This is a genomic window from Mesorhizobium sp. WSM3224, assembly GCF_000427725.1.
GTDB lineage: Bacteria > Pseudomonadota > Alphaproteobacteria > Rhizobiales > Rhizobiaceae > Mesorhizobium.
Genome location: NZ_ATYO01000042.1, coordinates 1 through 25946, shown reverse-complemented (window position 1 = coordinate 25946; position 25946 = coordinate 1). Strand labels below are relative to the sequence as shown.

The 25946-nt window shown below is 58.9% G+C and carries 30 protein-coding genes and 4 pseudogenes; 17 read left to right on the top strand and 17 right to left on the bottom strand.

Going from position 1 to position 25946, the window contains the following annotated elements; genetic code table 11:
• The 4 genes and pseudogenes from YU3_RS0132410 to YU3_RS38005 form a co-directional block, all read left to right on the top strand.
• Nucleotides 1-425, top strand: a 425-nt coding sequence (locus YU3_RS0132410) for a PDZ domain-containing protein (RefSeq protein ID WP_027170080.1), incomplete at its 5' end; no start/stop codon positions are given.
• A gap of 205 nt (nt 426-630) precedes the next feature.
• Nucleotides 631-825, top strand: a pseudogene (locus YU3_RS41930) (glycosyltransferase family 4 protein); the annotation flags it as partial.
• Nucleotides 826-1209: 384 nt separating this feature from the next.
• Complete coding sequence (locus YU3_RS0132400; RefSeq protein ID WP_027170079.1) at nt 1210-1413, top strand: hypothetical protein; 204 nt, start codon at nt 1210-1212, stop codon at nt 1411-1413.
• A 12-nt stretch (nt 1414-1425) separates the two neighbouring features.
• Nucleotides 1426-1629 carry a hypothetical protein gene (locus YU3_RS38005; protein ID WP_036260054.1) on the top strand — a complete coding sequence of 68 codons (204 nt, stop codon included), beginning with the start codon at nt 1426-1428 and terminating at the stop codon, nt 1627-1629.
• A gap of 281 nt (nt 1630-1910) precedes the next feature.
• On the opposite strand, the gene YU3_RS38000 is transcribed toward YU3_RS38005, so the two are convergent.
• A complete protein-coding gene (locus YU3_RS38000; protein ID WP_051334184.1) occupies nt 1911-3857 on the bottom strand; it encodes a PAS domain-containing sensor histidine kinase in 1947 nt (648 codons plus the stop codon).
• Nucleotides 3858-4134: 277 nt separating this feature from the next.
• Between YU3_RS38000 and YU3_RS0132385 the strand changes: the two genes are divergently transcribed.
• On the top strand, nt 4135-5574 hold the full coding sequence (locus YU3_RS0132385) for an ATPase domain-containing protein (protein ID WP_027170078.1): 1440 nt from the start codon (nt 4135-4137) through the stop codon (nt 5572-5574).
• 20 nt (nt 5575-5594) lie between these two features.
• Nucleotides 5595-6623, top strand: coding sequence for a sensor histidine kinase (locus YU3_RS0132380; protein ID WP_245273727.1), 1029 nt, complete (start codon nt 5595-5597; stop codon nt 6621-6623).
• Between the two features lie 641 nt (nt 6624-7264).
• Here YU3_RS0132380 and YU3_RS37995 read toward each other — a convergent pair.
• A complete protein-coding gene (locus YU3_RS37995) occupies nt 7265-7546 on the bottom strand; it encodes a DUF982 domain-containing protein (protein WP_051334183.1) in 282 nt (93 codons plus the stop codon).
• 1071 nt (nt 7547-8617) lie between these two features.
• Here YU3_RS37995 and YU3_RS37990 point away from each other — a divergent pair.
• Nucleotides 8618-9444, top strand: a pseudogene (locus YU3_RS37990) (SIR2 family protein).
• 457 nt (nt 9445-9901) lie between these two features.
• Here YU3_RS37990 and YU3_RS0132360 read toward each other — a convergent pair.
• Nucleotides 9902-10435 (bottom strand): DUF4142 domain-containing protein, encoded by a 534-nt coding sequence (locus tag YU3_RS0132360; RefSeq protein WP_027170075.1) that lies wholly within the window; start codon nt 10433-10435, stop codon nt 9902-9904.
• A 455-nt stretch (nt 10436-10890) separates the two neighbouring features.
• Between YU3_RS0132360 and YU3_RS0132355 the strand changes: the two genes are divergently transcribed.
• The 5 genes and pseudogenes from YU3_RS0132355 to YU3_RS39975 form a co-directional block, all read left to right on the top strand.
• Nucleotides 10891-11505, top strand: a complete 615-nt coding sequence (locus YU3_RS0132355; protein WP_027170074.1) for a hypothetical protein — start codon at nt 10891-10893, stop codon at nt 11503-11505.
• On the top strand, nt 11502-11894 hold the full coding sequence (locus YU3_RS0132350) for a phage holin family protein (protein WP_027170073.1): 393 nt from the start codon (nt 11502-11504) through the stop codon (nt 11892-11894). Before YU3_RS0132355 ends, YU3_RS0132350 begins: the two co-directional genes overlap by 4 nt.
• Entirely contained in the window at nt 11891-12748 is an 858-nt protein-coding gene (locus YU3_RS0132345) for a hypothetical protein (RefSeq protein WP_027170072.1), read from the top strand. Before YU3_RS0132350 ends, YU3_RS0132345 begins: the two co-directional genes overlap by 4 nt.
• A 74-nt stretch (nt 12749-12822) precedes the next feature.
• The gene (locus tag YU3_RS37985) at nt 12823-13461 is read left to right on the top strand and encodes a DUF892 family protein (RefSeq protein WP_084508458.1); all 639 of its coding nucleotides are present in this window, start codon (nt 12823-12825) and stop codon (nt 13459-13461) included.
• A 97-nt stretch (nt 13462-13558) separates the two neighbouring features.
• Nucleotides 13559-13887: pseudogene (locus YU3_RS39975) on the top strand (GGDEF domain-containing protein); the annotation flags it as partial.
• 72 nt (nt 13888-13959) lie between these two features.
• On the opposite strand, the gene YU3_RS0132330 reads toward YU3_RS39975, so the two are convergent.
• From YU3_RS0132330 to YU3_RS0132315, 3 genes are all read right to left on the bottom strand, one after another.
• Nucleotides 13960-14334, bottom strand: coding sequence for a response regulator (locus YU3_RS0132330; RefSeq protein WP_245273725.1), 375 nt, complete (start codon nt 14332-14334; stop codon nt 13960-13962).
• 329 nt (nt 14335-14663) lie between these two features.
• Nucleotides 14664-14921: a hypothetical protein gene (locus YU3_RS37980; protein WP_245273724.1), complete on the bottom strand. Its 258-nt coding sequence runs from the start codon at nt 14919-14921 to the stop codon at nt 14664-14666.
• Nucleotides 14922-15411: 490 nt separating this feature from the next.
• Nucleotides 15412-15597: a hypothetical protein gene (locus YU3_RS0132315; protein WP_156913676.1), complete on the bottom strand. Its 186-nt coding sequence runs from the start codon at nt 15595-15597 to the stop codon at nt 15412-15414.
• A gap of 736 nt (nt 15598-16333) precedes the next feature.
• Here YU3_RS0132315 and YU3_RS39970 point away from each other — a divergent pair.
• Complete coding sequence (locus YU3_RS39970; RefSeq protein ID WP_027170067.1) at nt 16334-16783, top strand: GFA family protein; 450 nt, start codon at nt 16334-16336, stop codon at nt 16781-16783.
• 1017 nt (nt 16784-17800) lie between these two features.
• Here YU3_RS39970 and YU3_RS42310 read toward each other — a convergent pair.
• From YU3_RS42310 to YU3_RS0132275, 7 genes are all read right to left on the bottom strand, one after another.
• The gene (locus YU3_RS42310; protein ID WP_348631202.1) at nt 17801-17893 is read right to left on the bottom strand and encodes a hypothetical protein; all 93 of its coding nucleotides are present in this window, start codon (nt 17891-17893) and stop codon (nt 17801-17803) included.
• Nucleotides 17894-18126: 233 nt separating this feature from the next.
• Nucleotides 18127-18531 (bottom strand): GFA family protein, encoded by a 405-nt coding sequence (locus YU3_RS0132295; protein ID WP_027170066.1) that lies wholly within the window; start codon nt 18529-18531, stop codon nt 18127-18129.
• Complete coding sequence (locus YU3_RS0132290; RefSeq protein WP_027170065.1) at nt 18528-18836, bottom strand: hypothetical protein; 309 nt, start codon at nt 18834-18836, stop codon at nt 18528-18530. Before YU3_RS0132290 ends, YU3_RS0132295 begins: the two co-directional genes overlap by 4 nt.
• Before the next feature lie 551 nt (nt 18837-19387).
• The gene (locus YU3_RS41005; protein ID WP_156913675.1) at nt 19388-19564 is read right to left on the bottom strand and encodes a hypothetical protein; all 177 of its coding nucleotides are present in this window, start codon (nt 19562-19564) and stop codon (nt 19388-19390) included.
• Between the two features lie 446 nt (nt 19565-20010).
• Nucleotides 20011-20160, bottom strand: coding sequence for a hypothetical protein (locus tag YU3_RS41000; RefSeq protein WP_156913674.1), 150 nt, complete (start codon nt 20158-20160; stop codon nt 20011-20013).
• Nucleotides 20161-20319: 159 nt separating this feature from the next.
• On the bottom strand, nt 20320-20619 hold the full coding sequence (locus YU3_RS0132280) for a DUF1236 domain-containing protein (RefSeq protein ID WP_027170064.1): 300 nt from the start codon (nt 20617-20619) through the stop codon (nt 20320-20322).
• A 778-nt stretch (nt 20620-21397) separates the two neighbouring features.
• On the bottom strand, nt 21398-21613 hold the full coding sequence (locus tag YU3_RS0132275) for a hypothetical protein (RefSeq protein ID WP_027170063.1): 216 nt from the start codon (nt 21611-21613) through the stop codon (nt 21398-21400).
• A gap of 578 nt (nt 21614-22191) precedes the next feature.
• On the opposite strand from YU3_RS0132275, the gene YU3_RS0132265 reads away from it, so the two are divergent.
• Nucleotides 22192-22416 carry a hypothetical protein gene (locus tag YU3_RS0132265; RefSeq protein WP_027170062.1) on the top strand — a complete coding sequence of 75 codons (225 nt, stop codon included), beginning with the start codon at nt 22192-22194 and terminating at the stop codon, nt 22414-22416.
• Between the two features lie 64 nt (nt 22417-22480).
• Here YU3_RS0132265 and YU3_RS41430 read toward each other — a convergent pair whose 3' ends face one another.
• Nucleotides 22481-22651: a hypothetical protein gene (locus YU3_RS41430; RefSeq protein WP_198021756.1), complete on the bottom strand. Its 171-nt coding sequence runs from the start codon at nt 22649-22651 to the stop codon at nt 22481-22483.
• A 262-nt stretch (nt 22652-22913) separates the two neighbouring features.
• Between YU3_RS41430 and YU3_RS42305 the strand changes: the two genes are divergently transcribed.
• Together YU3_RS42305 and YU3_RS42300 are read left to right on the top strand one after the other, a co-directional pair.
• On the top strand, nt 22914-23306 hold the full coding sequence (locus YU3_RS42305) for a hypothetical protein (protein ID WP_348631201.1): 393 nt from the start codon (nt 22914-22916) through the stop codon (nt 23304-23306).
• Nucleotides 23243-23725 (top strand): hypothetical protein, encoded by a 483-nt coding sequence (locus YU3_RS42300; RefSeq protein ID WP_348631200.1) that lies wholly within the window; start codon nt 23243-23245, stop codon nt 23723-23725. The genes YU3_RS42305 and YU3_RS42300 overlap by 64 nt, the downstream gene beginning before the upstream one ends.
• Before the next feature lie 269 nt (nt 23726-23994).
• Here the strand turns inward: YU3_RS42300 and YU3_RS41925 are convergent, their stop codons facing one another.
• The gene (locus YU3_RS41925; protein ID WP_027170061.1) at nt 23995-24357 is read right to left on the bottom strand and encodes a hypothetical protein; all 363 of its coding nucleotides are present in this window, start codon (nt 24355-24357) and stop codon (nt 23995-23997) included.
• Nucleotides 24358-24440: 83 nt separating this feature from the next.
• Here YU3_RS41925 and YU3_RS41920 point away from each other — a divergent pair, with 83 nt between their 5' ends.
• Nucleotides 24441-24722, top strand: coding sequence for a hypothetical protein (locus YU3_RS41920; protein WP_027170060.1), 282 nt, complete (start codon nt 24441-24443; stop codon nt 24720-24722).
• A 339-nt stretch (nt 24723-25061) separates the two neighbouring features.
• Here YU3_RS41920 and YU3_RS0132240 read toward each other — a convergent pair whose 3' ends face one another.
• Together YU3_RS0132240 and YU3_RS41545 are read right to left on the bottom strand one after the other, a co-directional pair.
• A complete protein-coding gene (locus YU3_RS0132240) occupies nt 25062-25388 on the bottom strand; it encodes a hypothetical protein (protein WP_156913673.1) in 327 nt (108 codons plus the stop codon).
• Between the two features lie 334 nt (nt 25389-25722).
• Nucleotides 25723-25946 (bottom strand): annotated as a pseudogene (locus YU3_RS41545) (hypothetical protein); the annotation flags it as partial.

Sequence of the window (25946 nt, the reverse complement as noted above, 5' to 3'; positions counted from 1 at the left end):
CGAACCAAAAGCCGGGATCAACAGCGACGCTGACCACGAGCCGAGGCGGCACGCAACAGGATTTGTCCCTCACCGTCGGTCAACGCAAGGACGAGGAGGTACAGACCGGTGCCGTTCCGAGCCAAGGGCCGGGGGACCAGCGCCTCGGACTGGCACTCAGCCCCATCCCGGACGAAGCGCGCCAGCAACTCGGTCTCCAGCCGGGTACCACCGGCGTGTTTGTCCAGGAGGTCGCGCCCAACAGTCTTGCCGCTGAGAGCGGTCTCAAGCCCGGCGATGTGATCGTCTCGGCAAACAACCTGACAGTTACCCAGCCTTCTGACGTCCGAGACGAGTGGGCGAAATCCCGTCGGCAGAACAAGCCGATCCTGTTTCGCATCCAACGGCAGGGACAGTCGCTTTTCGTGGCTGTCTCATCCTCTTGAGCGGCTGCGGCTGGCAATCCTGTTTTGCTGGGGTGTTACGACACAGGTGTATCTCCATCCTCGTGCCGGCGGCATCGCCACGGAGCGATTGTTCCCGGAACAAATTAGCGATCAGAAGGTTGGCGGTGACGACATGAAGGTGAAGGAGGATTGTGACGTCGCCGGTTGGCTTGAGGGCTGATTTTCGCTTTCAGGTGTCCCGCAGATGAAGGTAGCCCAGATCCCACCCCTGATTGAGTCGGTACCGCACCAGGTTTTATGGTGAGACCCCCCAGCGTATAGTTTCCTATCTGACCGAAGACCTGGTTCGACAGGATCAGAGGTGACGTTGTTTGCCAGCGGCGATTCAAGCACTTCGGCCGAACTGGTGCCGTGCTGCGATATTGCACTATGCCTGAACCTGAACGCCGAGAGCCGTATCCTTTCCACGTGATGACGTGTCTACGTCGCCGCGGCAGAAGCGGCGCTAGCGGACCTGCGTGGGTTATCTCGATCGGCGGAATCAGGAGAGACCTTCCGTGCGGCGAGGTGTGGGTTGGTCGTTCGATTGGAGCGCGCCATCCTGGGCAGAAGGTCGACGGGATGATCGTGTAATTTCCTCCAGATCGATGTAATGACCGCTGCACCTTATGTTTTATGGCTGGCCTCTTGCACTCGGGGTCTCTTGCCGCGCTTCGAGCCGTGGGTCGGGCGCAAAGGTCCATGCATTCCTTCTCCCAGTCGGAACCAAAGCAGAAAATGACGGTTTGCTAATGGGAGGGACGACAATCGAGGATGCCGAGGAATGGTTGAACTTCTAAACTTGGAAATGGCGGTCGCCAGACAACGCGCCAAGCGAGCCGAAACCTCGCTCGAGCAGGCAGAAACCATGCTCAACGAAAATCACGGGCTTGCTATCAGCCTTGCGCTGTGTAGCCGGATACGAGCCGGGCAAGCGCGGGCGAAAGCTGCCAAACGGCGGATGCTGAAGATCGTCTCGACGCGTTAGGGATTTGCCGCCATGACAATGCTGTTCGAGCCACTGAACTCTGACGGACACCTGCGCAGCCTGCTTTACCATGACGCCCGGCTGCAGATGCTTCATGATCGCGTGCTGAAGCGCTTCGACAAGGTCGAGAAAGCGGCCGATAAGGTTCAAGCGGCCGCGGAACTATTCGCTGAAGCTGCCCGACCCGCCGGCAGCACTCAAATGCTCGGCCTGTGAAGCCAGCTGGCATCACTCGTCACGACCTTGTGGCCCGACTGGCCAGCGTTCCCGCTCATGCATGGCTGCCGCCATCCGGGCCCGACCTGCTGTGCGAGGAAGGCGGCTCCCCAAAGCAGTCATTTCGGAGCATGCTGAGCCGATTGAGTGGCAACGAACGTGGCCGCAACTCGCGGACGACCGAAGGAAGCTCATTGAAGCCCCTGCTTGTACTCAGCCGCCGCCGTGTTGCTCGGCGGCTCTCGCAGCGCTGCTGCAATGTCATGCAGCACCGCCAGGAATCAAGTCTGTTGCGAGGCGGCCGGTTCCTGAACAGCGCTGGTTGAAGAGGCTATAGCACTTGCCAACTCGTATTCTGTGAATGGCTTGTTGAGAATCTTCATCTCTCGAGCGCCCGGCAGTTCAGCGTAGCCTGTCGCGATTATGACAGGAACATTCGGCCACTTCTCCTTAATCGCATCGAACAGCTGTAGGCCCGTCATCTTCGGCATTGCATGGTCGGTAATGACGAGGTCGAATGGCTGTTCCTGCATCAGGTCAAGCGCTGCGGCCGCCGAATGCGCCTCTGCAACGGAATGCCCGAGTTCCTCGAGCATCGCAGCGGTGTTCAAGAGCACCAGCGCATCGTCATCCACCGCCAGAATATGCAGGGAAGTCGGCTCGACAGTCTCGTGACCGAGGACGACCTGCTCGCGCTCGAGCCCCAATGCCATTGTCGACACCGGTAGCCATAGTTCCGCAGTCGTCCCCGCTTCCTTGCGGCTCTTGAGGACAAGGCGTCCGCCTATCTGTTCCATCATGCCATGGACCATCGACAGACCAAGCCCTGTTCCCTTGCCTATGCCTTTTGTGGTGAAAAACGGCTCTGTCGCACGAGCTAGCGTTTCTTCGTCCATTCCCTCGCCGCTGTCGGCTATTGAAAGGCACACATAGTGGCCTGGCACCAAGCCAGCTTCGTGGCTTTGGCTGACGTGTTCTTCCCAAGCGGAGATCAAAATCGTCCCGCCCTCAGGCATCGCGTCCCTTGCGTTGACGCACAGATTAAGCAATGCCAATTCAATCTGGCTCTCATCTGCCATCACTTGGTCGAGCGAAAGCGGAAACTTGGTCTCTATGAGAGCCCGAGAACCAAGCGATTGCTCCAACAACTCCTGCATTCCCATTACCAGGCCGACTAGATCGATAGGCTTCGGATCGAGTTGCTGTCGCCGGGCAAAAGCCAGCATGCGCTGGGTCAACGACGCGCCCCGTTGAGCGCCGAGCACGGCATTGTCGAGGAGGCGCAACATCTGGGGATCGGCAGGCAGCCGTTTGCGAAGCAAGTCGAGACTGCCCAGGACGGCCATAAGCAGATTGTTGAAGTCGTGCGCGACGCCGCCCGTCAGCTTGCCGACCGCGTCCATCTTCTGCGAGTGAACAAGCGCCTCGCGCGCCTGATCCAACGATTCTTGAGCCTTCTTACGCTCGGTGATGTCGCGCGTGATCTTGGCAAAGCCCAGGAGCGTGCCGTCCTCGTCGCGAATTGCGTCGATCACTACGTGTGACCAGAAGCGAGTGCCGTCCTTGCGTACGCGCCAACCCTCCCGTTCGACTCGTCCTTCGCGAGCTGCCGTTTCCAGCGCCGTTTGCGGGCTACCTTGGCCGCGATCTTCCGGGGTATAGAACTGCGAAAAGTGATGGCCGATTATTTCGTCTGCCGAATAACCCTTGATGCGCTCAGCGCCGGAATTCCAGCTCGCTACTACTCCTTCAGGGTCGAGCATATAGATCGCATAGTCCGTCACGCCTTGAACGAGACGTTGAAACTGCTCCTGGCTTTTGCGGAGTTCCTCCTCGGCCTTCTTCCGCTCGGTAAGATCACGGGTAACTTTGGCAAAACCGGTCAAGTGGCCCTCAGGGCCGCGGATCGGATCGATGACGACATGAGCCCAGAACCGCGTCCCATCGCGGCGGACCTGCCAACCTTCGCTCTCAAACTTGCCATCGCGTGCTGATATTTCCAGAGCCCGCGCAGGCAGACCAATAACTCGATCATCATCCGTATAAAAGCGTGAAAAATGTTGTCCGATGATCTCGCTGGAGGAATAGCCTTTGAACCGCTCGGCGCCTGCGTTCCAGCTTGTCACGATGCCCTCCGGATCCAGCATGTAGATCGCGTAGTCGGTGACCGCTTCGACGAGGATTCGATAACGATCCACGTCGTCCGTATCGATGGTACTTTGAACCATTCCCCCGTCCGACTGGTTGGAGTAGCTAAATGAAATGACCTTAGGGGCCTTTGGTTCCAGAAAGGCTTAAGAGCTGTAATCGCGTCGCAAGCGCGCGGGCTTCGTAACTCGTGCTCTCACACCTGCCGAGGCTCACACCTGCATTCACGGATTTCGAGCGGATTGCTTGTCTCGCCCAAGCGTTGCGGTTACAGAAGCAACTTGAAGCCTTTGCCAACAGCCTCTCCGCTGTCCGTCATCTTGGACAGGGTCCCCACCTCTTGGATACGACACATCCATGGCAGAACGAAAGAAGCAGCCCCTTGTAAGTTCCGGTATCGCGGGCCTGGATGAAATCCTTCGCGGCGGACTGCCCGCTTCAAACTTTTATATCGTCCAAGGCGACCCCGGGGCTGGCAAAACAACCACGGCTTTGCAGTTTCTTCGCGCCGGGGTGGCTGCCGGAGAACGCTGCATCTATGTCAGTCTTTCGCAAACCGCTTCCGAGCTCCAAGCGATCGCGACTTCACATGGCTGGACCCTCGACGGAATTCGTGTCGAAGAACTCTCGGCTTCCGACACCCTGAGCGGAACGGCTGATCAGAGCATTTTCCAGACCGCCGATCTTCGATTGGATGAGACGCGCAAGGCGATCGAACAGGCCATCGAAGAACACAAACCAAACCGGCTCGTTTACGACTCCCTTCTTGAAATCCGGCTGATCACCGGCGACACACCGAGGTTTCGGCGCGAACTGATTGGCTTCAAGGCATTCCTTGCCAAGCGAGGCATTGTCGCGATGCTTCTCGATACTCAAACCAGCGGCGGCGATCACAACGGAGAAGAGATCGAGGGTATTGCCCATGGCGTGATCCGCCTTGATAAGTCTCTTGAGGACTATGGCGCCGTGCGGCGGCGTATCGAAGTCAGCAAAATGCGGGGCGTGCCCTATGCCGACGGCTATCATGACATGGCCATTCGGGAGGGCGAAGGCGTGGTCGTGTTTCCGAGAATCGTCCCGGGCCTGGTCGCCGAAGTTGCCAAACCGCAACTGATCAAATCCGGGGTCGACGCCCTCGACGAGATGTTCGGCGGAGGTCAGGAATCAGGAACGATAACGCTCGTTATTGGCCAGTCCGGGACTGGCAAGTCAACGATGTCGTCGCTTTACGCCACCGCTGCTCTTCAGCGAGGCGAGAGCGTTGCCCTTTTCCTATTCGAGGAGCGGCTGGAGACGTTCTTTCGCCGGTCCGAGGGCTTGGGAATGGACCTGCGGCAGTTCTACAAGGACGGTCAACTTGTGATCCACGATTTCAGCCCGAACGAGGTCTCGCCGGGCGAATTCGGGCAGATCGTGCAGCAAGTGGTGAGCCGAAACAACACGCGCGTTGTGGTCATTGACAGTTTCACCGGCTATCTCAATTCGCTTCCCCACCGCGAAAAAGCGGTGCTCGACATCCAGTCCCTGTTGAAGCATCTCGCGCGTGCGGACGTGCTGACCATGCTCATCGTCGCACAACATGGATTGCTCGGGCAGAATGTCGGGATCGATGTCGACGTTAGCTTTCTCGGCGACACCGTGCTTCTCCTTCGCATGGCCGAACATGAAGGCCGGCTGAGACGCAACATAACGGTCGTCAAGAAGCGTCACGGCCCGCACGACCTCGATGTTCGGGAGCTGTTCATTGCAAGCACCGGCGTTTCGGTCGTTGCCTATAATCCGCTGCCAGAGTCGTGAGTGACGCCGGGCATAACGGCTTGGGAACACTCGATTGGGTGCTCATTTTGGCGCCGTACCGCAAGGATGCCTCTTATACGGCTTCCCTGCTGCAAGAGCGCGGTGTTCGGGCCAAAGCTGCTAACCACGCAGATCTGGAAGACCTGCTTGCCGAATCTCCGGGAGTGCTTGTCGTCACCCACGAAGCGCTCGATGCGGCGGCGGTCGCCGCAGTAGGTAGATTCCTTCAACAGCAGCCGAACTGGTCGGAAATTCCCATCGTCGTTCTGCTTGACCGACGCGCATCACAATCGCGCATCCAGACAGCCCTGAGTGCTGCCTGGCCACGTTCACGCCAGATTTTCTATCAACGTCCTGTGGCGACACTGGAACTGATAAGCGGCATCCAGTCCGCACTCCTCACCAGAGCTCGCCAGCGTGACGTGCGAGATCACCTTGAACGGGAGGCGGAGCTGCGTCATGAGCTCAATCATCGGGTCAAAAACATCCTGGCGACCGTCGTGTCGATCTTCGATATGACGCGTCGCAGCGCAACCTCGGCAGATGGCCTTGCAGAAGACTTCAAGGGACGATTGAAAGCCTTGTCGAATGTTCATTCCGCAGTCTTTGCTGCGGGCGGCGAGACGGTGCCTCTACTGGACGTTGCGAACTCGATTCTCGCGCCCTACAACTCCGCAGGACGAAGCGGCATCACCATTGAAGGTCCAGACATACTGCTTTCGCGCGAGGCCGGCACAACCCTCGCCCTGTGCCTTCACGAGCTTGCGACGAATGCCATCAAATATGGCAGTTTGTCTCAGGCGGAAGGTACGCTTCATTTGGACTGGAAGATCGCGTCGAACTCCGAACGAACGCTCACGCTAAGTTGGACGGAATCGGGGGGGCCGCCGGTCGTCGAGCCTTCCCGCGTAGGGTACGGCACACGGTATGTGCGCGCCGCGTTGACCAGCCTGTTTGGAGAGGCCCCTGATCTTGTCTTCGCGCAGGACGGCCTGCGTTTCTCGATCAGCGGTCTACTTTCCCGTCTCGCTCCTGGATTTACAGAGTAGCCGCAACAACACGGCAGCTCGCCGCATCGGCTTCAATCGGTTTTGCCAGTGGCGGTTTCGTATGTCGGAACGTCGGTGGGACGGTGGCGGTCGCTTAGATTGTGGCGCGGAGAGCGAAAAAGAAGCGCTTGGCGTTTGTTGATCACGGACGATCAGCGGACGTTCTCCTAGTAAGATAGGTTCTTTAGCGACACTTCCCACGACCGCGGTGATTGCACAGGATGCGACGCGGCCGCTCGCCAGCTTCTGCCGCTCCGATGGATCGCAATCACTGATGAAACCTTCTGGTTGGTCGACAGTTAATCCTGCTGGCGGAGGATTTTCACCTATGACGAGAGTGCGAGAGAGTGGCGGCAACAGGCCTGCCAGGAAGCCCCGCAGTCGTCCGCTGAAGGGTGAGGACGCCGAGGTTAAGCACGTCGTTGAAACCCATGATGTTTCGGAGAACCAGGCAAGAGAGCTAGTGCGGCGCCATGGCAGCGACTGGCGCAAGATCGACGAGGTCGCCAAGTCCTTTAAGAATAAGTGAAGCGCCGGACGAGTCGAGTTCCGCCCGGGACGCTCGAACACCTTATTGGCTGAGCTGAGATTCCTGTTTTGTCTTACAGTGTGGGCTCTTCCTGGCCACGACACCCCCTCGCTTATGACTGGGCCTCTCCGGCCTCGACCACGTAGAGTTCGAGATAAGGCCGGTCGACGCAAACGCCGGTCTGGATAGCCCAGGTCACGAATGCCTTCCTCGCTGCTTCGGTCGACCCACGGCCATCATAGGCTGCGCAGCAAGCATCGCTGGCACGGCTATGTAGGCTACCGCGCCTTTCGAACGGCCATTCCTCCAGGAACTCGATCGCGTCCATGGCGCAGCGTATTTTCCTCACGCCGAATGGCGCGTCATCCCCGACAACAGGACTCTGGGAACGCATCGATATCCGTTGCGCTATGTCCTGCTTTGGATGCTGCCAGTGATGGAGTAACGCCGCCTTCTCGATCGCGAATTTCGACGTTGCCGGAATGGGCCGATTGGGACCCGGGCTTGGAAAACTCTTGGGCTCATCGTTCGTCCGTTTAATCCGCCGCTCAGCGCAGTGCCCCTGAGCGTTGCGCGAAGCCGAGCATGCCGTAGACGGAAATGTTGGAAGCATATCCTTCAACGTCAGAGGCGGCTAGTGGACGCTGAGAGCGGGTGCAGCACATGCTGGCCGGCCGCCAGCTGCGGCTGTTGATTGGGCGGCTATACGAGAGTGCGCGGATTTCCGCCTCGTCCTCGCCTTTGACGGACTCTCCTGCGTGGCAATGCTGTGCCCGTGGCTTAAGGGCAGGCATCACCTGGCAACGGGCCACCGAGGTCGCGGTGGAAAAGTGACTGCAGCGGACTTGACGTTGATTGACCTCTGGGACGAATGCCATGGCCCGTTGAAGAGCGCGACTATGTCACCTTCTGCCGTTCGTTCACGGACAGGAGAACGGCCGAGGGTTGGATGGCGCAATAGATAGATAGTGCGGCTGAAATCGAACCAGGTGACATATGTCTGGCGAGAACCTTGGACGTCCTCAATCGTTCGCCAGTGTACCCTTTGCTTGTCACCGCGATTAATCAGAATCATAGCTGCGTCTAAGCACACCATACCGCCAGGGCGGCGTCTGCGGCCGGCTCACAAAACGGGTTCGACGACATTCACCGACGGCCTATCGCAGGAACAAAGGTGAGCCCTCCCGGTTGGGGAAGTCTCGTGACCGGAGCAAAGGAGCGAGACGTGAGGCAGGCTGCTAGCGAACTCGTGAATAACCAAGCTGCCGAAGCGGTCACATTCGATAGTTTTTCATGGCGTGATTCGAATCATCTTCGCACTGGGAAATGGCGTGTCGATCTCTTGCGCGCGACAGCCCGTGACGATCATATCGGCGGAGCTTTCCCAAAGTCCTCTCGTAGGTAGCCGTTCCCACTGGGCAGAGCACGGGAACTGGCGCGTTTGTGTGCTTGGGTTCCTTGGCTGATGAACAGCGATCCTCTCATTCCGCTCGCGAACGCTATCCGAGAGCGCAATGCCGTGCTTTTCGTCGGAGCTGGCGTTTCAATGAGCGTGGGGCCCCCTCGTGGGAGAAGCTGATTCAGCGAATGGCGAGCGAACTGGGCCTGGCAGGGGACCTCGTAAACCAGCGAGGGCGTTTCCAGACCTTGGCCGAGTACTATCGTATCAAGCATGGCAGCATCGGGCCGCTGCGCAGTTGGATGGACAGACACTGGACGATAACGCGAGATAAGATCCGAAAATCCGAATTGCACCGTCTGATCGTCGCGCTGGATTTTCCTGTGGTCTACACTACCAACTATGATCGAAACCTGGAGGTCGCTTTTGAGATACACGGTCGAGAGTACGTGAAAGTAGCAAATGCTCGAGACGTTTCGAAGGCTCGCCGGGACGTTGCCTGTATCGTGAAGTTCCATGGCGATTTCGATGACGATTCCTCTCTCGTTCTGACAGAAACGGATTATCTTGATAGACTGTCATTCGACTCGCCACTCGATGTTCGGTTTCGCTCAGACGCATTGGGCAGCACGGTTCTGTTCGTCGGCTACAGCCTCTCGGATCTGAACATCAGACTGCTGCTGCATCGGCTCTGGCAGACGTGGAATCGATCAGGTTACGAGGCGGACCGGCCCCCGTCGTTCATTTTTATGGCGAGACGTGACCCTGTCGAAGAGGCAGTTCTGGGTCGCTGGGGAATCACGGTTTTGGCCGGCGACGATGAGGATCCCGAAAACGACCTCGTAAGCTTTCTCACTCGGTTGGCCTCTCTTGTCAGCGGCCAAACCGGCTAATATTGCCGGGTGACCGGCGATCCAAGCGATCGACGAAATGGCTGCTGGCGACGTGGAGGAGTCGCTGACCGTCTGCGTCCAAGACGCGGCCAGCAGCCCGGCCTATTCTGCAACTCTCTCAGTCTCGCCGTCGCTTGCCTGGAACGGGCAGCCAATCAGGCGGCCGGCACCGATCCTTAAGCTGTAGGAACATTAGAGTTCGCTTACGGTTATTGGAGAAGTTCTGCACACCGGGAATCGTGGCCGTGCTGGCATTGGCTTTAGTTTATTTTTCAGGGCTGACTGGCCATGACATCTTAGGCGCGATTGTGTCCTTTGGGGCGGGGCTGCTTCTTTATAATGTCCTGCGTGAAGACTGGCCAAGCCGATAAGCGAAGTCCGCCCGTGCAGGCAGGCTTCCCGCAATCGGCAACCCAAGCCCCTACCCGAATCTACCCCTCGCCATGCCCAAGCAGGCTTATTTGTTAAGCCCGTTCGCCATGTCCAAGTGGTGCTGCAGATGCGGAAGAGTCGCCGCCGCCCAGGCCTTCAAGTCGGCCTGTTCGCCACCCTCGCTGTAGCGCTTGAAGAGATCGACTGCATCCTTGTGGGCATCGACCTGATCGGAATGGTATTGCTTGGTAAAGTCGTTGCCTTGCAACGCCTTCAAATCGTTAACGTTCGACTGCTGCTTGTCGGTCATGGCGGTCGGAAGCGTGGCCTTTACCTTTCCGCTCGTCACGAGGCCTTTCAAATCGGCTGTGGTCTTCTCGTGGTCGGCGACCATCTGCTTGGCAAAGGCCTTCGTCGCATCGTCGGACCGTTCAAGCGCCAGCTTGCTGGACTCGATCTCGAACATGTCGCCGGTGGCTGCTTCGGTGACGAAGTCCTGCGTCGATGGCGCAACGCCGAGAACCGAATTCACGCCGGTTTTTTCCGTGGTCGAGGTAGATTGGGCAAAGGCCGGCGATGCAAGCACAACCGTGGCGATCACTAGGGCAAATTTTTTCATTGACTTGTCTCCTTGTGGTTTCCCAACCGAAGCCGTCCCTGTTTGTTCCCGGTCTCGAGTCGAATCCGTGCGCCTGGTGGGCATTCCTCGGCGCCAGTTGGCTCAGACGGGTCATGATCTATACGAAACCGAGGCGAGCCACCCTTGGCAGCTGCAGTCCACCTCTGCGGAATGCTTCCTGATGCTGGCGTCGACTGTTCCGCAATCGTGGATAAGCCGACATCGCCGTCCCTGTCGGGATAATTGCGGGCGCCGGAGCTGCCTCTTTGAGCGCGCAGCTCAAGGGCAAATGAGAACTCGCTAAAAAGCTGCTCGTACAAGGGAACATAGGCGCCGGCGCGACGTTCGGACTCGCATCGAGGAGGTTACGCCATGAACAGTGTCATCTATCTCATCGGTCTGATCGTCGTTGTGCTCGCGGTGCTTTCCTTTCTCGGTTTTCACTAGGAGGCAGCATGCAGCGCGAGAACGATCGGGGCCGCGAGCCCACCGACTTTGCCAGGGCAAAGGACGAGGTTTCTGACCGGATCCAGCAAGAAACCCAAAGCGCCGGCCAAGCGCTCCACGATACCCGCGACGAGGTCGCCCGCAGGGCCGGAGCGTATGCGGCCGAAGCCGAGCAGGCCGTCGCTGAAAAGGCTGAGCAGACGCAGCGCGATATCGGATCGAGCCTGTCCGCGCTCGGCGGCGCCCTGCGCGCCGCGAGCGATCACTTGGCCGACAGCGACCAGAGGGCGGCTTCGAAATTCATGGAGGAGGCTGCTAGCGGGCTGGAACGGCTGTCCTCTTCGTTGAAGGAGAAGCCATTCGGACAGGTGCTTGAAGACATTCAGTCCTTTGGCCGCCAGAATCCTGGAGCGCTTCTTGCCGGTTCGGTTCTGGCGGGATTGGCGCTTGGCCGCTTCATAAAGGCGTCGCCGCCCGGCCCGCGCCGCCCCACGCAGGACGCAGCCACGCGCGAACATTCGCGCCAAACCGGCATGGGAGTGAGCGCACGTCGGGATAAAGCTCCAACCAACTGGGGCTCCGACGGCGGCATACCGGGGAAGGCAGCGGAGCTGAAGAAATGAGTACTCAAGATAATCCAAGCCTTGGCGCACTGGTCGCCGATCTGGCGCAGCAGGTGAGCACGCTTGTGCAAACAGAGGCGAGGCTCTTAAGAGCGGAGATCTCGGAGAACGCGACCAAGGCTGGCGCGGGCGCCGTTGAAGTGCTGGGCGGCGCGATATGCCTACTCGCAGCGCTGCTGGTTTTGTTGCAGGCGCTCGTCATCGCCCTGGCGCGCCTTGGTCTGGGCGCCGGGTGGTCCGCTTTACTCGTCGGAGTGGTCGTTGCCGTGCTGGGCGTGATCCTGTTGCGGACCGGCATGGCGAGCATGGCGCCTTCCGAGCTCGCGCCGGACCGCACACAAGAACAGCTCAAGCGTGACGTGAACGTGATCAAGGAACAAGCGAGATGACCGACAAATCCGCAGCCGAGCTCGAACGCAAGGCCGAAGCCACGCGCGCCAGGGTGTTGGCGACCGCCGACTCCATTCGCGACAAGATGACCCCCGGGCAGCTCTTTGACGAGTTCACGGGGCTTTTCAGAGGCGGCGTGGGCTCCGACATGCTTCATAACCTGAAGGCCCAGGTGCGGGACAATCCCCTGCCGCTGACGGTGATCGGCACGGGCCTGGCCTGGTTGATGTTGGGCAGCGGCGCTTCCGCGAGCCCTGTTGGTACCGATGGTGTGACGCGGCGCGATCCTGGCCTCGGTCATGGAGCATTCGGCGTTGGAATGGGTTCCTCGGATGCGGCAGGCTCTGTCGCCGACGCGGCCAGCGGAGCGGCCGGGACTGTGTCGGAAATGGTAAGCGAAGCAGCCGCCACCGTGTCGAACACGGCAAGCAGCGCGGCCGACACACTGGCGAGCTCGGCGGCAGCTGCGGCCAATACGGCGACGAGCGCCACCCGGTCGGCGCATGGTCTGCTCCAAGACCAGCCTCTCGCCGCGGCCGCTATCGGCCTGGCCATCGGAGCCGCGATCGGTGCCATGCTGCCCCACACTGAGGTGGAGGATGAGCGATTGGGCGGCTATCGGGAGAGACTTCGCGACAGTGCCGAAGACACTTTGAAAGAAGGCCTCGACGCTGCAAAGCAAGTCGCTGCCGAAGCCTACCACACGGCAACCGACGAAGCCGCACGGCAGGAGCCGAGCGAGGGCACCCTGGCTGACAAAGTCATCGGCGTCAAAGCCGCGGCCGACAAGACCGACGAATCGGTGCGCGAGAAGCTCTCCGATTCCGACCCGTGGTCGTCCCGGAAATCGTAGCCGCTTTTCAACCCGTCAAGGAACAATGCGCGCCGCCCTTCGTTCGGGCGACGTCAGACCGATGAGAGATTAAAATGGCTGGATCGCGCGAATGGCTTATTCAATGGTTGAGGGACGCTCACGCAATGGAGGAACAGGCCGAGACTATGCTGTCGGGCCAATTGAGCCGGATAGATAATTACCCGGAACTCCGCGAGCGAATTCGCAGCCATCTGGAAGAAACGAAAGAGCAGGGCAGGCGGCTGAAGACCTGCCTGGATAGCCTAGGTGAAGGATCGTCCATGCTGAAGGACGCAGGCGGCAAGTTGATCGCTACGGCTCAGTCGATCAGCGGCGTGTTCGCCGGCGACGAGGTCATGAAAGGCTCTCTGGCGAGCTGCACGTTCGAGTATATGGAAATTGCTTCCTACACGATCCTCATCGTTGCCGCCAAAGCCGCCGGCGAAGCCGAGATTGCCCGCGCGTGCGAACAGAACCTGCGCGAAGAGGAGGCCATGGCCGAGTGGCTGAAGAGCAACCTGCCGCAGGTCACCCAGACATTCCTGAAGCGGGCGGATACCGACAGCGACAGGGCTCTAAGCGCTGACGTGGCGATTACCGGAGCGGTTCACCGTTTCACGGGCGCGGCGAACCGCATTATTTTCACGCAAGTTAAGACGAAAACTGCTCACAGCTTCGCTCGAATTGCTCCAGCGAGCGGCCGTCTGCTTTGATCCCGGCACCGAAGCTGCGGGTGCAAAAGCGGGAGGGCGGTGAAGGTGTTCGGGTATGGATAGAAGATCTCGACAGTCTGCTTGGCTTGGTCGAGATGACCGGAGTCTGATCGAGGTCGCCAGCGTCATCCAGGAAAGTCAAGTGGCCCGCTACAGCGGCGAAGAGTTCTTGGTGCTCCTGCCTCCGTGAATGAGGAAGAGACCGTCGCCGTGGCCGAGAGAATTCGCAAGAGTGTTGAGGGATCCCGCGTGTCACGCCACGTTACGCTGAGCATTGGAGTCGCGGTTCAAACGTCTGAGGAGGCCACTTCGCCGGAGCAGTTGCAGCGTAAAGCCGACGAGGCTCTTTCGCTTGCAAAGCAAACGGGCCGCAACCGGGTGCTGCTGCTCAGGCCGGAACCAACCGGGCTCAAACGCGGTCACTGATGACATCAAGAAAACCAGCGCTACGATAGCTGGATAACGCAGTCCTCAAGGCTGGCATAGGACGGGCTTTGCTCAACCAGAAAGCTGTTCCACCCCTTGTTGATTGAGGAGAGCTGCCAGCCCGGTAATGATCTGTGGCATCACGAACGGCTTGGTTATCATAAGGCTATTTGGCACCCCGAGTGAGGGCCAGTCCTCCGCACCATCGCCGGTCATATAAATGACCGGCAAAGTGGGATTGGCACCTCGCAGGTGCCGAGCGATGTCCCACCCGGTTGGACCATCTCCAAGCCTGATGTCCGTCAACAGAGCCGCAATGCGATCCGGGTCGCGATCAAAGGCCGCAATGGCTTCGACGCCATTATAGAAGGCGAGCACCTCGAACTCGGCCTCGCGCAGGGAGTTTTCGATATCTAAAAGGAGGATGCTCTCATCCTCCACGATCATGACGGAGCCCGACGGCATCGGAAGCCTACTTCATAAGTAATTTTCCCCGACCGCCCAACGGTCGCAGGCTCCGAATGTTCCGAGCTAACATTTGTTAACCGGAAAGCAGCATCTCCTCCTCCTCGGCCCCAGCCGCGAACAGCAGTCTAATGTCGTCGGTCGGCATTTTGCCATCCATCGCAAACAGACATGCCTCAGCCGCCGCTCGCCACTTGGGCCACTCGATTGGCCCATCTCAGGAGCTCCGCTGCTGCGGCTTCAACACGGGTGACGCCGAGGCGCAGCCCCGGGCGGTCGGTCTTCACACGAGTTGAACCACTGGTGGGGCATTACGCTTCTCGAACGTCGAAGGCGACGAACAGTCCCCACTTGGTGGCCACATCAACAATCATTTCGACCAGCTGGCAGTCAGTCTCACGAAGATGAGGGCCGCGTTCGCGCACCACTCCAATAGTCGCTTTCACGGAAATTATCTCACCGGCTTGGGGGGCCCTTGATGGCTTCATGAACCAGCTCATTGGCGGGTTGCTCAGGCCGTGGAGGCGGCTGAATATCCATCCCTTCCTCCCAAAGAGAAAGAACTTCACATGGCATCCTTTGGTGCACTCTATTGGAAAAGGAAGAGCCGGAATCATACAAAGCTTGAGGTTGTATGATTCTGCCCTTTCATGTCGAGAACGTTCAGAGGTCCACCAGATCGTGGGCATACTCTCTGTCGAGCGCTCCCGCCGGTCGACTCGATGCGTCGGCAGGTTCCCGGTGGCCATCTCGAGGACCGTCCAGGTCCCGTCAGGGTCTTGCCTTAGATCGAAGCGCTGTTGGTCCATAGAGTGTTGCTGTGGCCTGCTCGGCGGCGCGCACCTGATCCCGCCGTTCAAGCTCTTCCAGCAGCCGAACGTGGCTCGGTGGCAGAACTGGGTCTACCTTCAGGTACTCGTCGTACTGTAAACGTTTTCGATTGGCTTCCGAACGGATCAGCTCTCGGAAGGCTCGACTTGATTCATGAGCCATAAGGATCCCCAACCCTCGCGCGACAACCTGCGAAGGACGAAAGGGTTCCCTTAATGGGTCCGAACGTTAGGGCGCGGCCGTCCTTAGCGCGACGGTGCGAAGCAGTTCCTCGCCGCGCAGCCCGCTTTGGTAATACGTGATCACGACTTCGGCCACTGCCTCGGCTTTATCGCTTTGGCGGACGATCCCGTATTGGGCGCAGATTTGATCGAAGATGTTCTGGAGAGCCGACAGCTCATCAGGTTGAAACACTCCGCCATTCCCGGCGATGCGCACTATTGGCATTGACCCATAACCCCAAGGTTTGAGAACCACTGCCCCTCGAATTTTCGATAGGGATTTCGTCTGTTCGGAGTCAACTAAAAAATCGGTCCATCGGCCTCAGGGTCGGTGGATGACAAGGCGCGGATTGCGGAGCCGTTGGAGCCCAACGCAATCATTCCGAGATCGCCCGTTGGGTGGTCTTAGGTCGCAGCAGGCTGCTTCGGTGCAGCATGACGATCCCAATTGATCACGATCCTCGGACAAGTTGCCGAACGTCTGCCATATTTGGGGCAGAGGCTGGGGCATTCGGGAGAACTCCAGTGCCATCACTCACTCTAGCAGTCGACATTGCAGACACGATAGCAGCGGCAAAAAAGCGGCAATCGTCGTTTGACGTAAAGTCTAAGGCAGAGGAACTGGCGAAGGCTCACCCCAGCGCCGAGGTCAGCGTCGGCGACGTCACGGATGTTCTACAAGCCGAGAGTTTAGCCGCTGGCATCGTAGCGAAATCAAAGCCGGGCCATTAGAGGGCCGACTGCACCGCTTCTGGTTTTTTAAGACTTCCTTGCCTGCGTGCGCGCTCCATTCAGAGTCGATCAGTGGTTCATTCGGAGGCTGAATCAGACTCTGTTTGAGAAGGAAAGTCTCGGTTGGAAACGACGCATAAGCCGTCCGTAGCTTCGCGACTGGGTTTATACCTTGGTAGCCTGACCGGAGGAGACAAATGTCCGACCAATCTCGAATAGAGCCTGGTTCGTGCTTCTGCGGAAAGATCGCGCTGGAAGCGCGAGGCGAGCCTTTCTGGATCAATTATGATCATGATGATGATTGCCGCAAAGCGATTGGAAGCCCGCTAACTGTCTGGATTGGCTATCGATTAGACCAAATTGTGTTCACCCGAGGGACACCCAGGACGTTCAGTAAAACACCAGACGTCACGCGCACATTCTGCCAGGATTGCGGTTCGTCGATCAGCTATTCTGATGAGGGTCTGCTCGACGAATGCTGGCTTACCATTGGTTTTATGGACCATCCTGAACGGTTTGAACCCCAAGTCCACGCATTCTGGTCGATGAAGCTGCCGTGGATGCAATTTGCCGACAATTTACCGCGTGTTGACCGCTATAGCCGTGAGCGAGACCTGAAGATAGGTTTTCCGGACCAGCGGAGATAACCGCCCAGATCTGACGAGCCACTTCGCAGCCAACGCGGCCATCAATGACACATCTAACGCCAGTGTTGCCCCAGGGTTACAGCGCGGCGTCGGGGTTTAGTCCTACAAGGTCTTTGCGGAGGGTTGCCTGGACACGGCGGACCATCTGGAAACTAGGGGCGCAGACAGGGCCCGTCGACTTCAGTCGGCGGGCTTTTTTCCGCTGATCCGGCGGGTGGTTCTTCGGGCTGCGGAAAATTGAGAGCATCTCCTGGGGGTACCTTTGTCGCAATCTCCCATGCGAGAAGATGGGTGCTGTTGCCCCCACCCCAAGGCGCGCGACGTGAGTGGAACGCTTGAACCTTCCTAGTTTGGCGATTGCAAACGGCGACGACCTCCTCATAAGTGCGGCGGTCCTCGCCCATGCGCTAAAGCTCACAGCGACAACGAGTCGCCCGTGCCAAAGAGCTTGTCGTGGACATCTCGCAATTAATACAGCGCCGCAAATTTCAAACTGAAACATTACCCGGAAACGGGTGATGCTTGACAACCAACGATGGCATTGGCCAATTTGCAGCGTTTGAGGACCAACCGGGGGATACCCATGAGGAAGATCTACGAGAAACCTGTGCTTGTTCGCAAGGCAAAGCTTTCGGCCATCGTCGCGGGGCCGTCGGTGCCGCCTCCTCCGCCTCCGCCTGTTCCGTAACCAACAACGATCTTCGGATTGAGGAGCCCGTCGGTCCATGTCGACGGGCTTTTTTGTTGGAACCACGTGGGCACGAGGCGGTTAGGGGCGCGGTTTGCTGCTTTCCCTCCCAAGACGCCGCAATCGGACTGCCGGTGCGCTGAAACAGGCCCGGGCCTGTTTCGCCTCAATGGTCCTGCATTGGCAGCCCGTGCCACATCACCTGCGCCGGTCCACTTTCTCTACCATCTGCCCGCAGACTTGGCACCGATAGGTTGGCTTTTCGGGCAGCGCGCCAGCCTCCGGGTGCGGCTTGCCGATGAAGCGCGGCCCGAGATCGGAGAGCTTCGTCACCGGCTCGAGAGTGCCTTGGCTTCTCGCTCAAGTGTGTCGCGGTCGTTCCCGTGCTTCTTGATCAGCTCTCGCACCTGCGGGACCCTCAGCCCGACCTTCTTTGCGAAATACTCCAGCTCGTACTCCTCATCCGTCGACAGCGGTCACGGTCGCGGAAGTGGCGCTTGCTCCTGTCGTCTGTCATTTCATTCCTCCTGGCTTGTAGGTCCGCAACGCACGGCCGACCTCTTTTTTTCAGCGCGGAAACCGGCGCGGGGAAAAGAGCGGTTAATATCAACAGGCCTCATCCGCGCACAAACTTCCGACCGATGGGCGAGCGTTGTCAGCCATCTTCCTTCTGAGGCAGTCCGTCGGTCAGGTCGTAAAAGTCTGATTTCGAGCTGACAAAGATGTGCTGCCTAAGACGAAGACCGGTCGGCGGGTTGAGGGTGCCAGCCGCGACAAAGGTCTCAACGCCTGGCGCGGCCCTCCAGAACAGGTTGCCGCCGCAGCGGGAGCAGAAACCACGCTGCACGTTTTCAGATGACTGGTAGCATCTCAAGGTCTCATTGGCCTGCATCTTCAGATCTACCGTCTTGCAGGCCGCCATCGCAGCAAAATTGCCGCTGGTCCGCGCACACTGCGAGCAGTGACAGGCAATCGGCTGGGCCAGTTCGCCGGTTACTTCGTAGCGTACGCCCCCACAGAGACAACGTCCTGATGCCCCACGGTCGGAGAGCTTGGTCATGTCGGCCTATCCACGAATGGTGTCTTGCGTTTCGGTGGCACATAGGCGCGCACCAGCCGAACGACATCGGCGTTTACGGTTACCGGGACGTCTAGGTTGATCGTCACCTTGCCCTCACCGACGCGGGTGACATCGCCCCTAAGCTCGATCTCCTGGCCGTGCGTCATTATTGACGTCCGATCGACGATAGAGTGCGGCTGGCCGTATGATGGGATCGACACGCTCACCCGGTCCTCTGTGACCCGCCTGCGCACTTTCACCGTGATGGCGACCTCGTCGCCAATGTTGATGCTGCCCTTTGCCATGCGGATTTAACCCCGAACAGCCGAGTTGGTTCTCAAGCAATTGCTAATGGAACAATCGACCAACCAATCGGTTTAGGTCGCGCGGCACGGTTGCTCGGCATCTCTCACCGGCCGCTATCGGAGTTCGCTCCATTTGCTCCGAGAGACAGGCCTGCCTGGTTAAGGCCCCCGGGCGGGCCTGTTCCGTTTCGGTCGCTCAACCTCGGGGCGGAAGTCCGATAGCCCGCCGCAGATGTGCCACCATCACCGCAGCGGGCTAAGATGGCCGACGCCTTCTCGTGCCGGTCGATCGGCATGGTGGGTTGCGCCTTCCAGGTTTTTCGACAATTCAATGTGAGGGTAGTGATCCCCGGGAGCGTACTGGAAAACACCCGTGGTAACCGTTGATTCAACCTTTGATGGTAAATATAACGGGAAGGTGGCGGCTCCGACAGTGCGGTAGGGGTACTGAATGCCGAAGCCGCCTGCGTGGCCAAGGTATTGGGGACCCTGTGACCGCGCTGTCTCAGAATAGGACAGCGTGGTCAACGATTGGTTAAATTTTACGTGATTCAGAAGGATAGCTGTGGCCATTTCGTCTGGCACGGCCGCTCGTCGCGGCGGTTAGAATAGTGTTCCTGGTTCGGATCATTTGCCCTGGCAATCGCCAGATCAGTCTCGCCAAGCTTGTCGGCTGCGATCAGCCGGCGCAGCAACGCGTGGCTTCGCCGCGGCACCGCTCTTATCATGCGTTGCCCTCCACTGTGCTTTCCTGCCAGCGCATAAGGCACAGGGCATGTAGGTGTTCGTCATGAGCCAGTCACACACGATTGTCCTGGCAGAAGGTCTTCGAACTCCCCTCTCCTCGGCAACACCCGACGGCGCGTCCTCAACATTCGAATTGAGCAAGGCCCGCAACATTCCTCAGGATCGGCGCGCCCTCGGAGCATGATCTGAAGATCTGCCTGCGATATCTCCGCGATTTAACCAACTGCACTTTCAAGATCAGTGGCCATGCTGTTATGCGTCACCGTTTCAGTTCTCCACCGTAGGAGCTTCTCTCCTTCGGCCCAATGCTCAAAGCAGAACCAGTACGGCGCCTGCTTTGGCCTGGCGAAACTCAGCCGGCGTCCTTGCGGCATTCATGATGCTCGCAAGCGTGGATCTGGACGCCGGGCGCCCTCCGACATAGACATCACCAACCGATTTTCTCCACAGTGATTTCGAGGGGCTGGGCAAACACCAGCATCCGCTTGGCAAAGGGCAATCGAGCCTGGAACTCGTCGCCGCCACCGCTATTTTGACCGGCTAATGGATAATTCGAGGCTGGTGCGATATCTGGCACGGAATTTCCCGGGCCGTTTTGAAGAGTTTCACAATCTGACGCCGCACAAATAGGTGGCGATTGCTCGCAAATTGAAGCCCGGCGATTGCATGGTCGGTACGCCCTCCGGCCGAGCAGGCGGCGGGGGCGCCGAACTGCGCTCCCGCCACGAGACGACCGTCAGTCGAGCACTTTGACAATAGTATGGGTTTCGGGGTCGACGACTACGGTCCGATTGTCGATCACCGTATATTCATACTTCACGTTGGGTACTTTATGGAGCTCGACCTTTTCCGGTACCGTGCTCCCGACCTTCAACTCGACGCCCGGCAACTTGAGCGATGCAAGAGGTTCCTTCTTCACATATTCGCGGATGGTCGTTTCCTGTTCAGGTGCCAGAACTACCGTATCCGCGATTGCGACACTAACGCCCGACAAGAGCAACAGGCCGGCGACAGAATTGCTAATCATCGTCTTCATTTCGATATTCTCCATCAATGCCCCTTGCCCAACGCCGGCACGAGACCAGCAGAACCGCCGATAGGGGGCGCGTTCTCGGCGACCCGTCTAAGCAATGGTGTTCCGGCTTTGATGTTTCACTGGGAAGACAGATTGGGACCAATGCGCGTCAGCATCAGACCAAAGTCCAGAGACTAGAGACCAGGGACCGGGATCAGTAAAAGCGGTTGTCTCCACCGGCGTCTTGCACCTCATTTTCGGAAGTGCTCCGTCACCGCGTGTCCAGAAACGCAGCAGTATCAGTCACATCCCTGCGCCATGCATCAAACCGAGCGCCCCCACGATTGTTTTGCCGTCGTAAAGAGTCACGCCCCTTGCCAAACAAGACCACACCTCCGATCGGCTTGCGCGATCAGCGGTCATTGGTGCTGCCAAACGTCTTGGGGTCGCCGGAGTAACCTACTGCTTGGTTGACGGGAATAGAGGACCGCCCGACTGCACCCGGCATAGAGATTGGCCGTCGAAAACGCCATGTCCGCCAGGCTGAGCCCATTAGCCGTGCTGGCCCTCTCGGCCGCGATCAGCCTGCTTCCGGGCCACTGCGCATCGGCCGTCGGCCCACTCAGGGCAGCGGCGCAGTCCATGCCGTCGCGGGCGACGACTGCTGCTCATTCATTGGTCTAGAAGCCGCCATTCGTCGGTCCGCCGCTCGCCTTGACATTGGCCTCCAACGCCGAGAGCAGCTTGTCGTGATCGGCCGGGCAGGGGCGCTTGGGCCCGAGCAGTGCCTTGATGGCCCTTAGCCCGGCGGTGCCGTCGGACAGCGTAAGGTCAGTTTGTCGACCGTCGCGACGATAGCGGTCGCCAGCGCTTCGGCCTCATGAATCAGCTCCGGCCCATAGAGCCCATTGACCATTTCTTCGCTTGGAAGCACCCCAGGTGGGCAATTTTCTTCGATCGTGCACCTTATCAGCGCGAGCGCTGCGCGGCACTCTGTGATGTCGACCGTCGCCATAATGAACTAAACATTCACTTTAGCTAAAATGTTCCGGAACCAAGTCATAAGTCGCGCCCGGGTGACCCCCGCCGGGAGGGACTGCTTCGCTTCTCGATCACCTTGAAGGGCAAGGGGAATAGGGCTGGCCGGCACTTGCCACATGGGGAACCAACTGAGCCGCCTTGGCGTTGCGGGCCAACGCGAAAACCGTCCAACGACAACGCCTCATACTTTGACTTCGCGGTAATGCGCAAAGCGTTCAACCGTTGGACTGTCGAGGACAAGGTGCCAGAGGATCAATGGCGGCCACGCGCTACGAAGCTGGTTCGCATCGTGACGGGCGACGAATACGTTGATCCCAATTTGGTCGAATGGATTATCCACAAAGATGAAAAGCCCCAGCGCTGAGGGGGATCGGCGCTGGGGCTCTCTGGGCATGTACACTGTAACCGGCATGACGATTTTATGAGCGTGCGTTAATATCATCAACGAAAAGTGAATCCGGCAGGATCGAGCGGTGTCCCCCTGTGGTCTAGACCTGACTACAAGCACCGGCCGCCCAGCCCATACACCTCACGCCCATGGGGCCGATTTCAATGCAGACAGCTGCCGGATTGCTTGCAGACCTCGACGATCTCAAGGCCCATCTGGCAACGGTGGATGACCACACGCTCAGAACCCTCTTGCAGCGCATGCCAGGAAAGTCAGTCGCCGGCAGCGCCGAGATGACGATGACCATTCTGATCTATCGCGAGATGGAAATCCGCAAGCGCGACCGCAACGTCGTCCCGTGCCCGCCGACAGCTAGGCAGGGAAACTAATAGCCCCGGCGGCCGAAAGGGCAACCGGGACCAGCCATGTACGCTGTACCAGCATGTCCGAATTTCAGTTTGGACTAACATAATTATTGGTGAATCCGGGATCGACAGACCCCGCGCTGTTCAAAAAGTTTCGTACATCGCCAGTTATTTCGTTGAGCTTCTCCACCGTGGCGATGATCGCTTTGGCAAGCGCCGCAGCCTCATGGATCAGCGCCGGCCCGTAGATGCCGTTCACCACCTCTCGGCTTGGCAGCACGCGACCGGGTAAGTCATTTTGAGGGCCATGCTCGCCAACCCGAGAGCTTCCTCGCAATCTTCGGTCCAGATAGACCAATTATCTTTTGGCAAGCGCCGTCGCCTCCCATAGCCGCTTCCTGATGTGCAAGGGCAACTGGCCCTGACGAGGATTGTTCCCGTCGCGAATTTCAGCGACTGCTAATGGAACTGAAACATATCTATGGCATTGAATCGAATTCGAGTGCTGCATTGGGATTGTCATGGGTAAGCCTCCCGGCGGGGGCTGGTCATTGTCGTTCATCCGTCCGATGGAGCCCGAGCTTGTCGAGCAGCCTCCACAGCGCGGCGCCTGGTCCCACGAGATCAAATTCGACGGTTATCGCACCCAGATCGTGAAGGACGCTGGCGGCATCCGTCTTTTTACCAAGAACGGCTTCGACTGGACGGCTAAATACAAGCCTCTGGCGGCCGAAGCGGCGGGATTGCGGGCCGAAAGCTTCGTGCTGGACGGCGAAACAATCGTCACCAACGGAGCAGGCGTTTCAGATTTCCAGCGCTCCGCTCGGCCATCACCGATCGGCCGCAGGACTTGTATCTGGTCGGTTTCGATCTGCTTTATCTCAACGGGCACGATCTTCGCGACATGGCGCTGAAAGACCGCCGTGAGATCCTGCAGGCGCTCATTCCCTCCGGTGGGCACATCCAGTTAAGCGAGGCGCTGCCGGGGACGGGCGATGCCGCCTATCATCTGGCTTGCGAGGCAGGTCTGGAGGGCATCGTTTCGAAACGGCTGGACAGCGTCTACCGCAGCGGCGCGACGGCAGGGAAGCCCACCATGGTTTTGATGGCCGACAATGGCCATTACATGGGCGGCGCCTTCGTCACATTCAAAGCCGAAAAGCGGCAGGCGCTATGGGATCGGGTGCAGGGCAAAACCGGCGCGCCGCCGCCGAAGGGCCTCGCGAAAGAAAAGGCGGAATGGCTGAAGCCGGGTCTGGTCGGCCGGGTGAAATTCCTGAAAGGCGAAGAGAAGCTTCGGCACGCATCCCTTAAGGATTTCTGGGAGCAGTGACGCTCAGGCCCGAGATCTGAAAGCTTCACTCGGCTTATTGTGAGCAAGCAATCGCTAATGGAACAATCGACCAGCCAGTCGGTTCGGGTCGTGCGGCACGGTTCGTGGTATCACCGACCGCTATCGGAGTTCGTCCCATCATTCTAACTCCGAGATGGGCCTGCCCGGTTGACCCACGCCGGGCGGGCCTGCTCGTTTTCAGGCTGGCTTAGTCCGGCTAGCTCTAAAACCGGTGCTGTCCTTCAGATAAGCGGAACCTAATGTTACTCCTACGCTTGTCGCCAGATGAGCAGGCGCGGACTGGATTTTTTTCGTAATGGATGGCGGAGCACCTGCCGGAAGTTGCGACCGACGACCCTGCAGCAATAAGCGATCTGGTCGACCAAGTCATGGAAGCGGCGCACATGGAAGCCATCGAGGTGGCCGAAATCTATGAGGAGGTGGGCAGCGTTTACGAAGTTATTTTTGAGGCGATGCAACCCCGCGAAGGCGGCTTGCCTGCGAGTGATCTCACTGAAGTCGAGCTCCTGGCCGGGCGATTGTCGCGAGAAGCAAATCTCACACCGGCGCAGGCTACCTATCTGATCGAGCGCTTCGGCACCGATTGGGAAAAACTCCTCAATGAGGCTCATTTCGTGAAAGGCCTTGAGGGCAAGCTTGGCGAGAATAGATCCCTAGACGGTGCGGCGACCCCTCTTTTGCACGAGGACCGCCAATGTCGAACAAATACCCCTTCGTCGAAGACACGCTCAGCAAGAAGCTGCAGGCCGGAACGGGCCTGTCGGTTGACTGTCTCACATGTAGGCGCAAGGCGACGCTGGAGATTGCCGAACTGGTGAAGCGGCTCGGGCCGGATCGCGGGTGCCTGCACTGGGATCTGATCAAGGTGATCTATTGCCACCAGTGCCGCGCCGCCGGCCGAGACGATCTCACCCTGCAATTCACCAATCATGCGCTGACACCAGAGGAGCGCAGCCGGCGGAAACCTTGCCCATAGTGCAGCGGCCCGGCCGGCTGCGGGGGGGTAGCACGAACCGGGCCTGACCGGCGGGGACTCACGGATATATGGCGCCGGCTAAAGGCTATTATAACTCCAGCCTCGGCCGTCCATAGGCTTGCACAACGAGGTACGCCGGACAAGTCATGCGTGTATTAGTACGTCCTAATTAGTAACATGAGGTGAATTGTCTCATAGTGGGAAAATTATCCATGGCGCAGTGCAAGCTCACGGCGTAATAGCTTGGGGGGCGGCCGCACCTCTCCCCCGGCTATGCCCTCTGCTTTGCATGGGGTCCCCACCGCTGCCGTGAATGGAGCGGTGGGCTAAAAGCCTTGCTCATAAGCCGTGACTTATGCAACATCCCGCGGCATGCGCGATTGTGATCTGACCGAGCGGCCCGGCAAGGGCTGGACCCCCTGGAAGGAAGGTGCCCGGCGAGTTAGCCATCGACAAGGTTTGGTGGACGACCAGGGTGCTGCACTTCGTCGCCCAGGTGACGCCGTTGGCATCGATCCCGGCAGCTTTCAGCGCCATGCTGTCGCTGCCAGGGATGCCAGTCAGGTGTTTCACCGTCAGATCGGTTGGATCAAGCGTGTGGTCACCTAAAGTGGAAAACAGCTTCTTGTTGGCGAGGAGCGTGGTGAAGGCCTTGTTCGCCCGCACGATCGAATCCGATCGACCGTCCAACTCACCGGCTGCGGCAATGGCAAGGGCGTCGATGCCTTTCTGCAGGTCGGGCGTGCAGCCCCGTGGCGCGGCTCATGTCGACCGCCAACAGGGCGAACCGACAAGTACAGGCAGCATGATCGCCACTAGGATCGCGCTGATCGTTCCAGAAATTACGCAAAACGCGAAGCATAGCAGCGCCCCCACTTCTATAGCCGCATGCATTTTCCCCGTGCCTAAAGCATAGGCGCGGCGAACGAATGCGGCAAGGGTGCATTAGCAATTGGTTAATTACCCTCAACTTCCGCGATAGGGATCGCTAATCTTCCGATCATTTGAGCGGGCGGCGCAGGCTACAAACATGCGGCAAACCCGGAGAAGCGGCGAGGGTGGACGCCGTGCCCGTTGTGAACTTCGGATTGCGGTCGTCTCGGCCGGCGCCGCGGCATTCATGGCAGAAGATCACCTTCACCAGATCCCAGTGAAGGCACGGCTGGTCCGGCCCCCATCGCCGGACCAACTCTGCAAGATCAAGAACCGCTTTGCGTTTGCAGG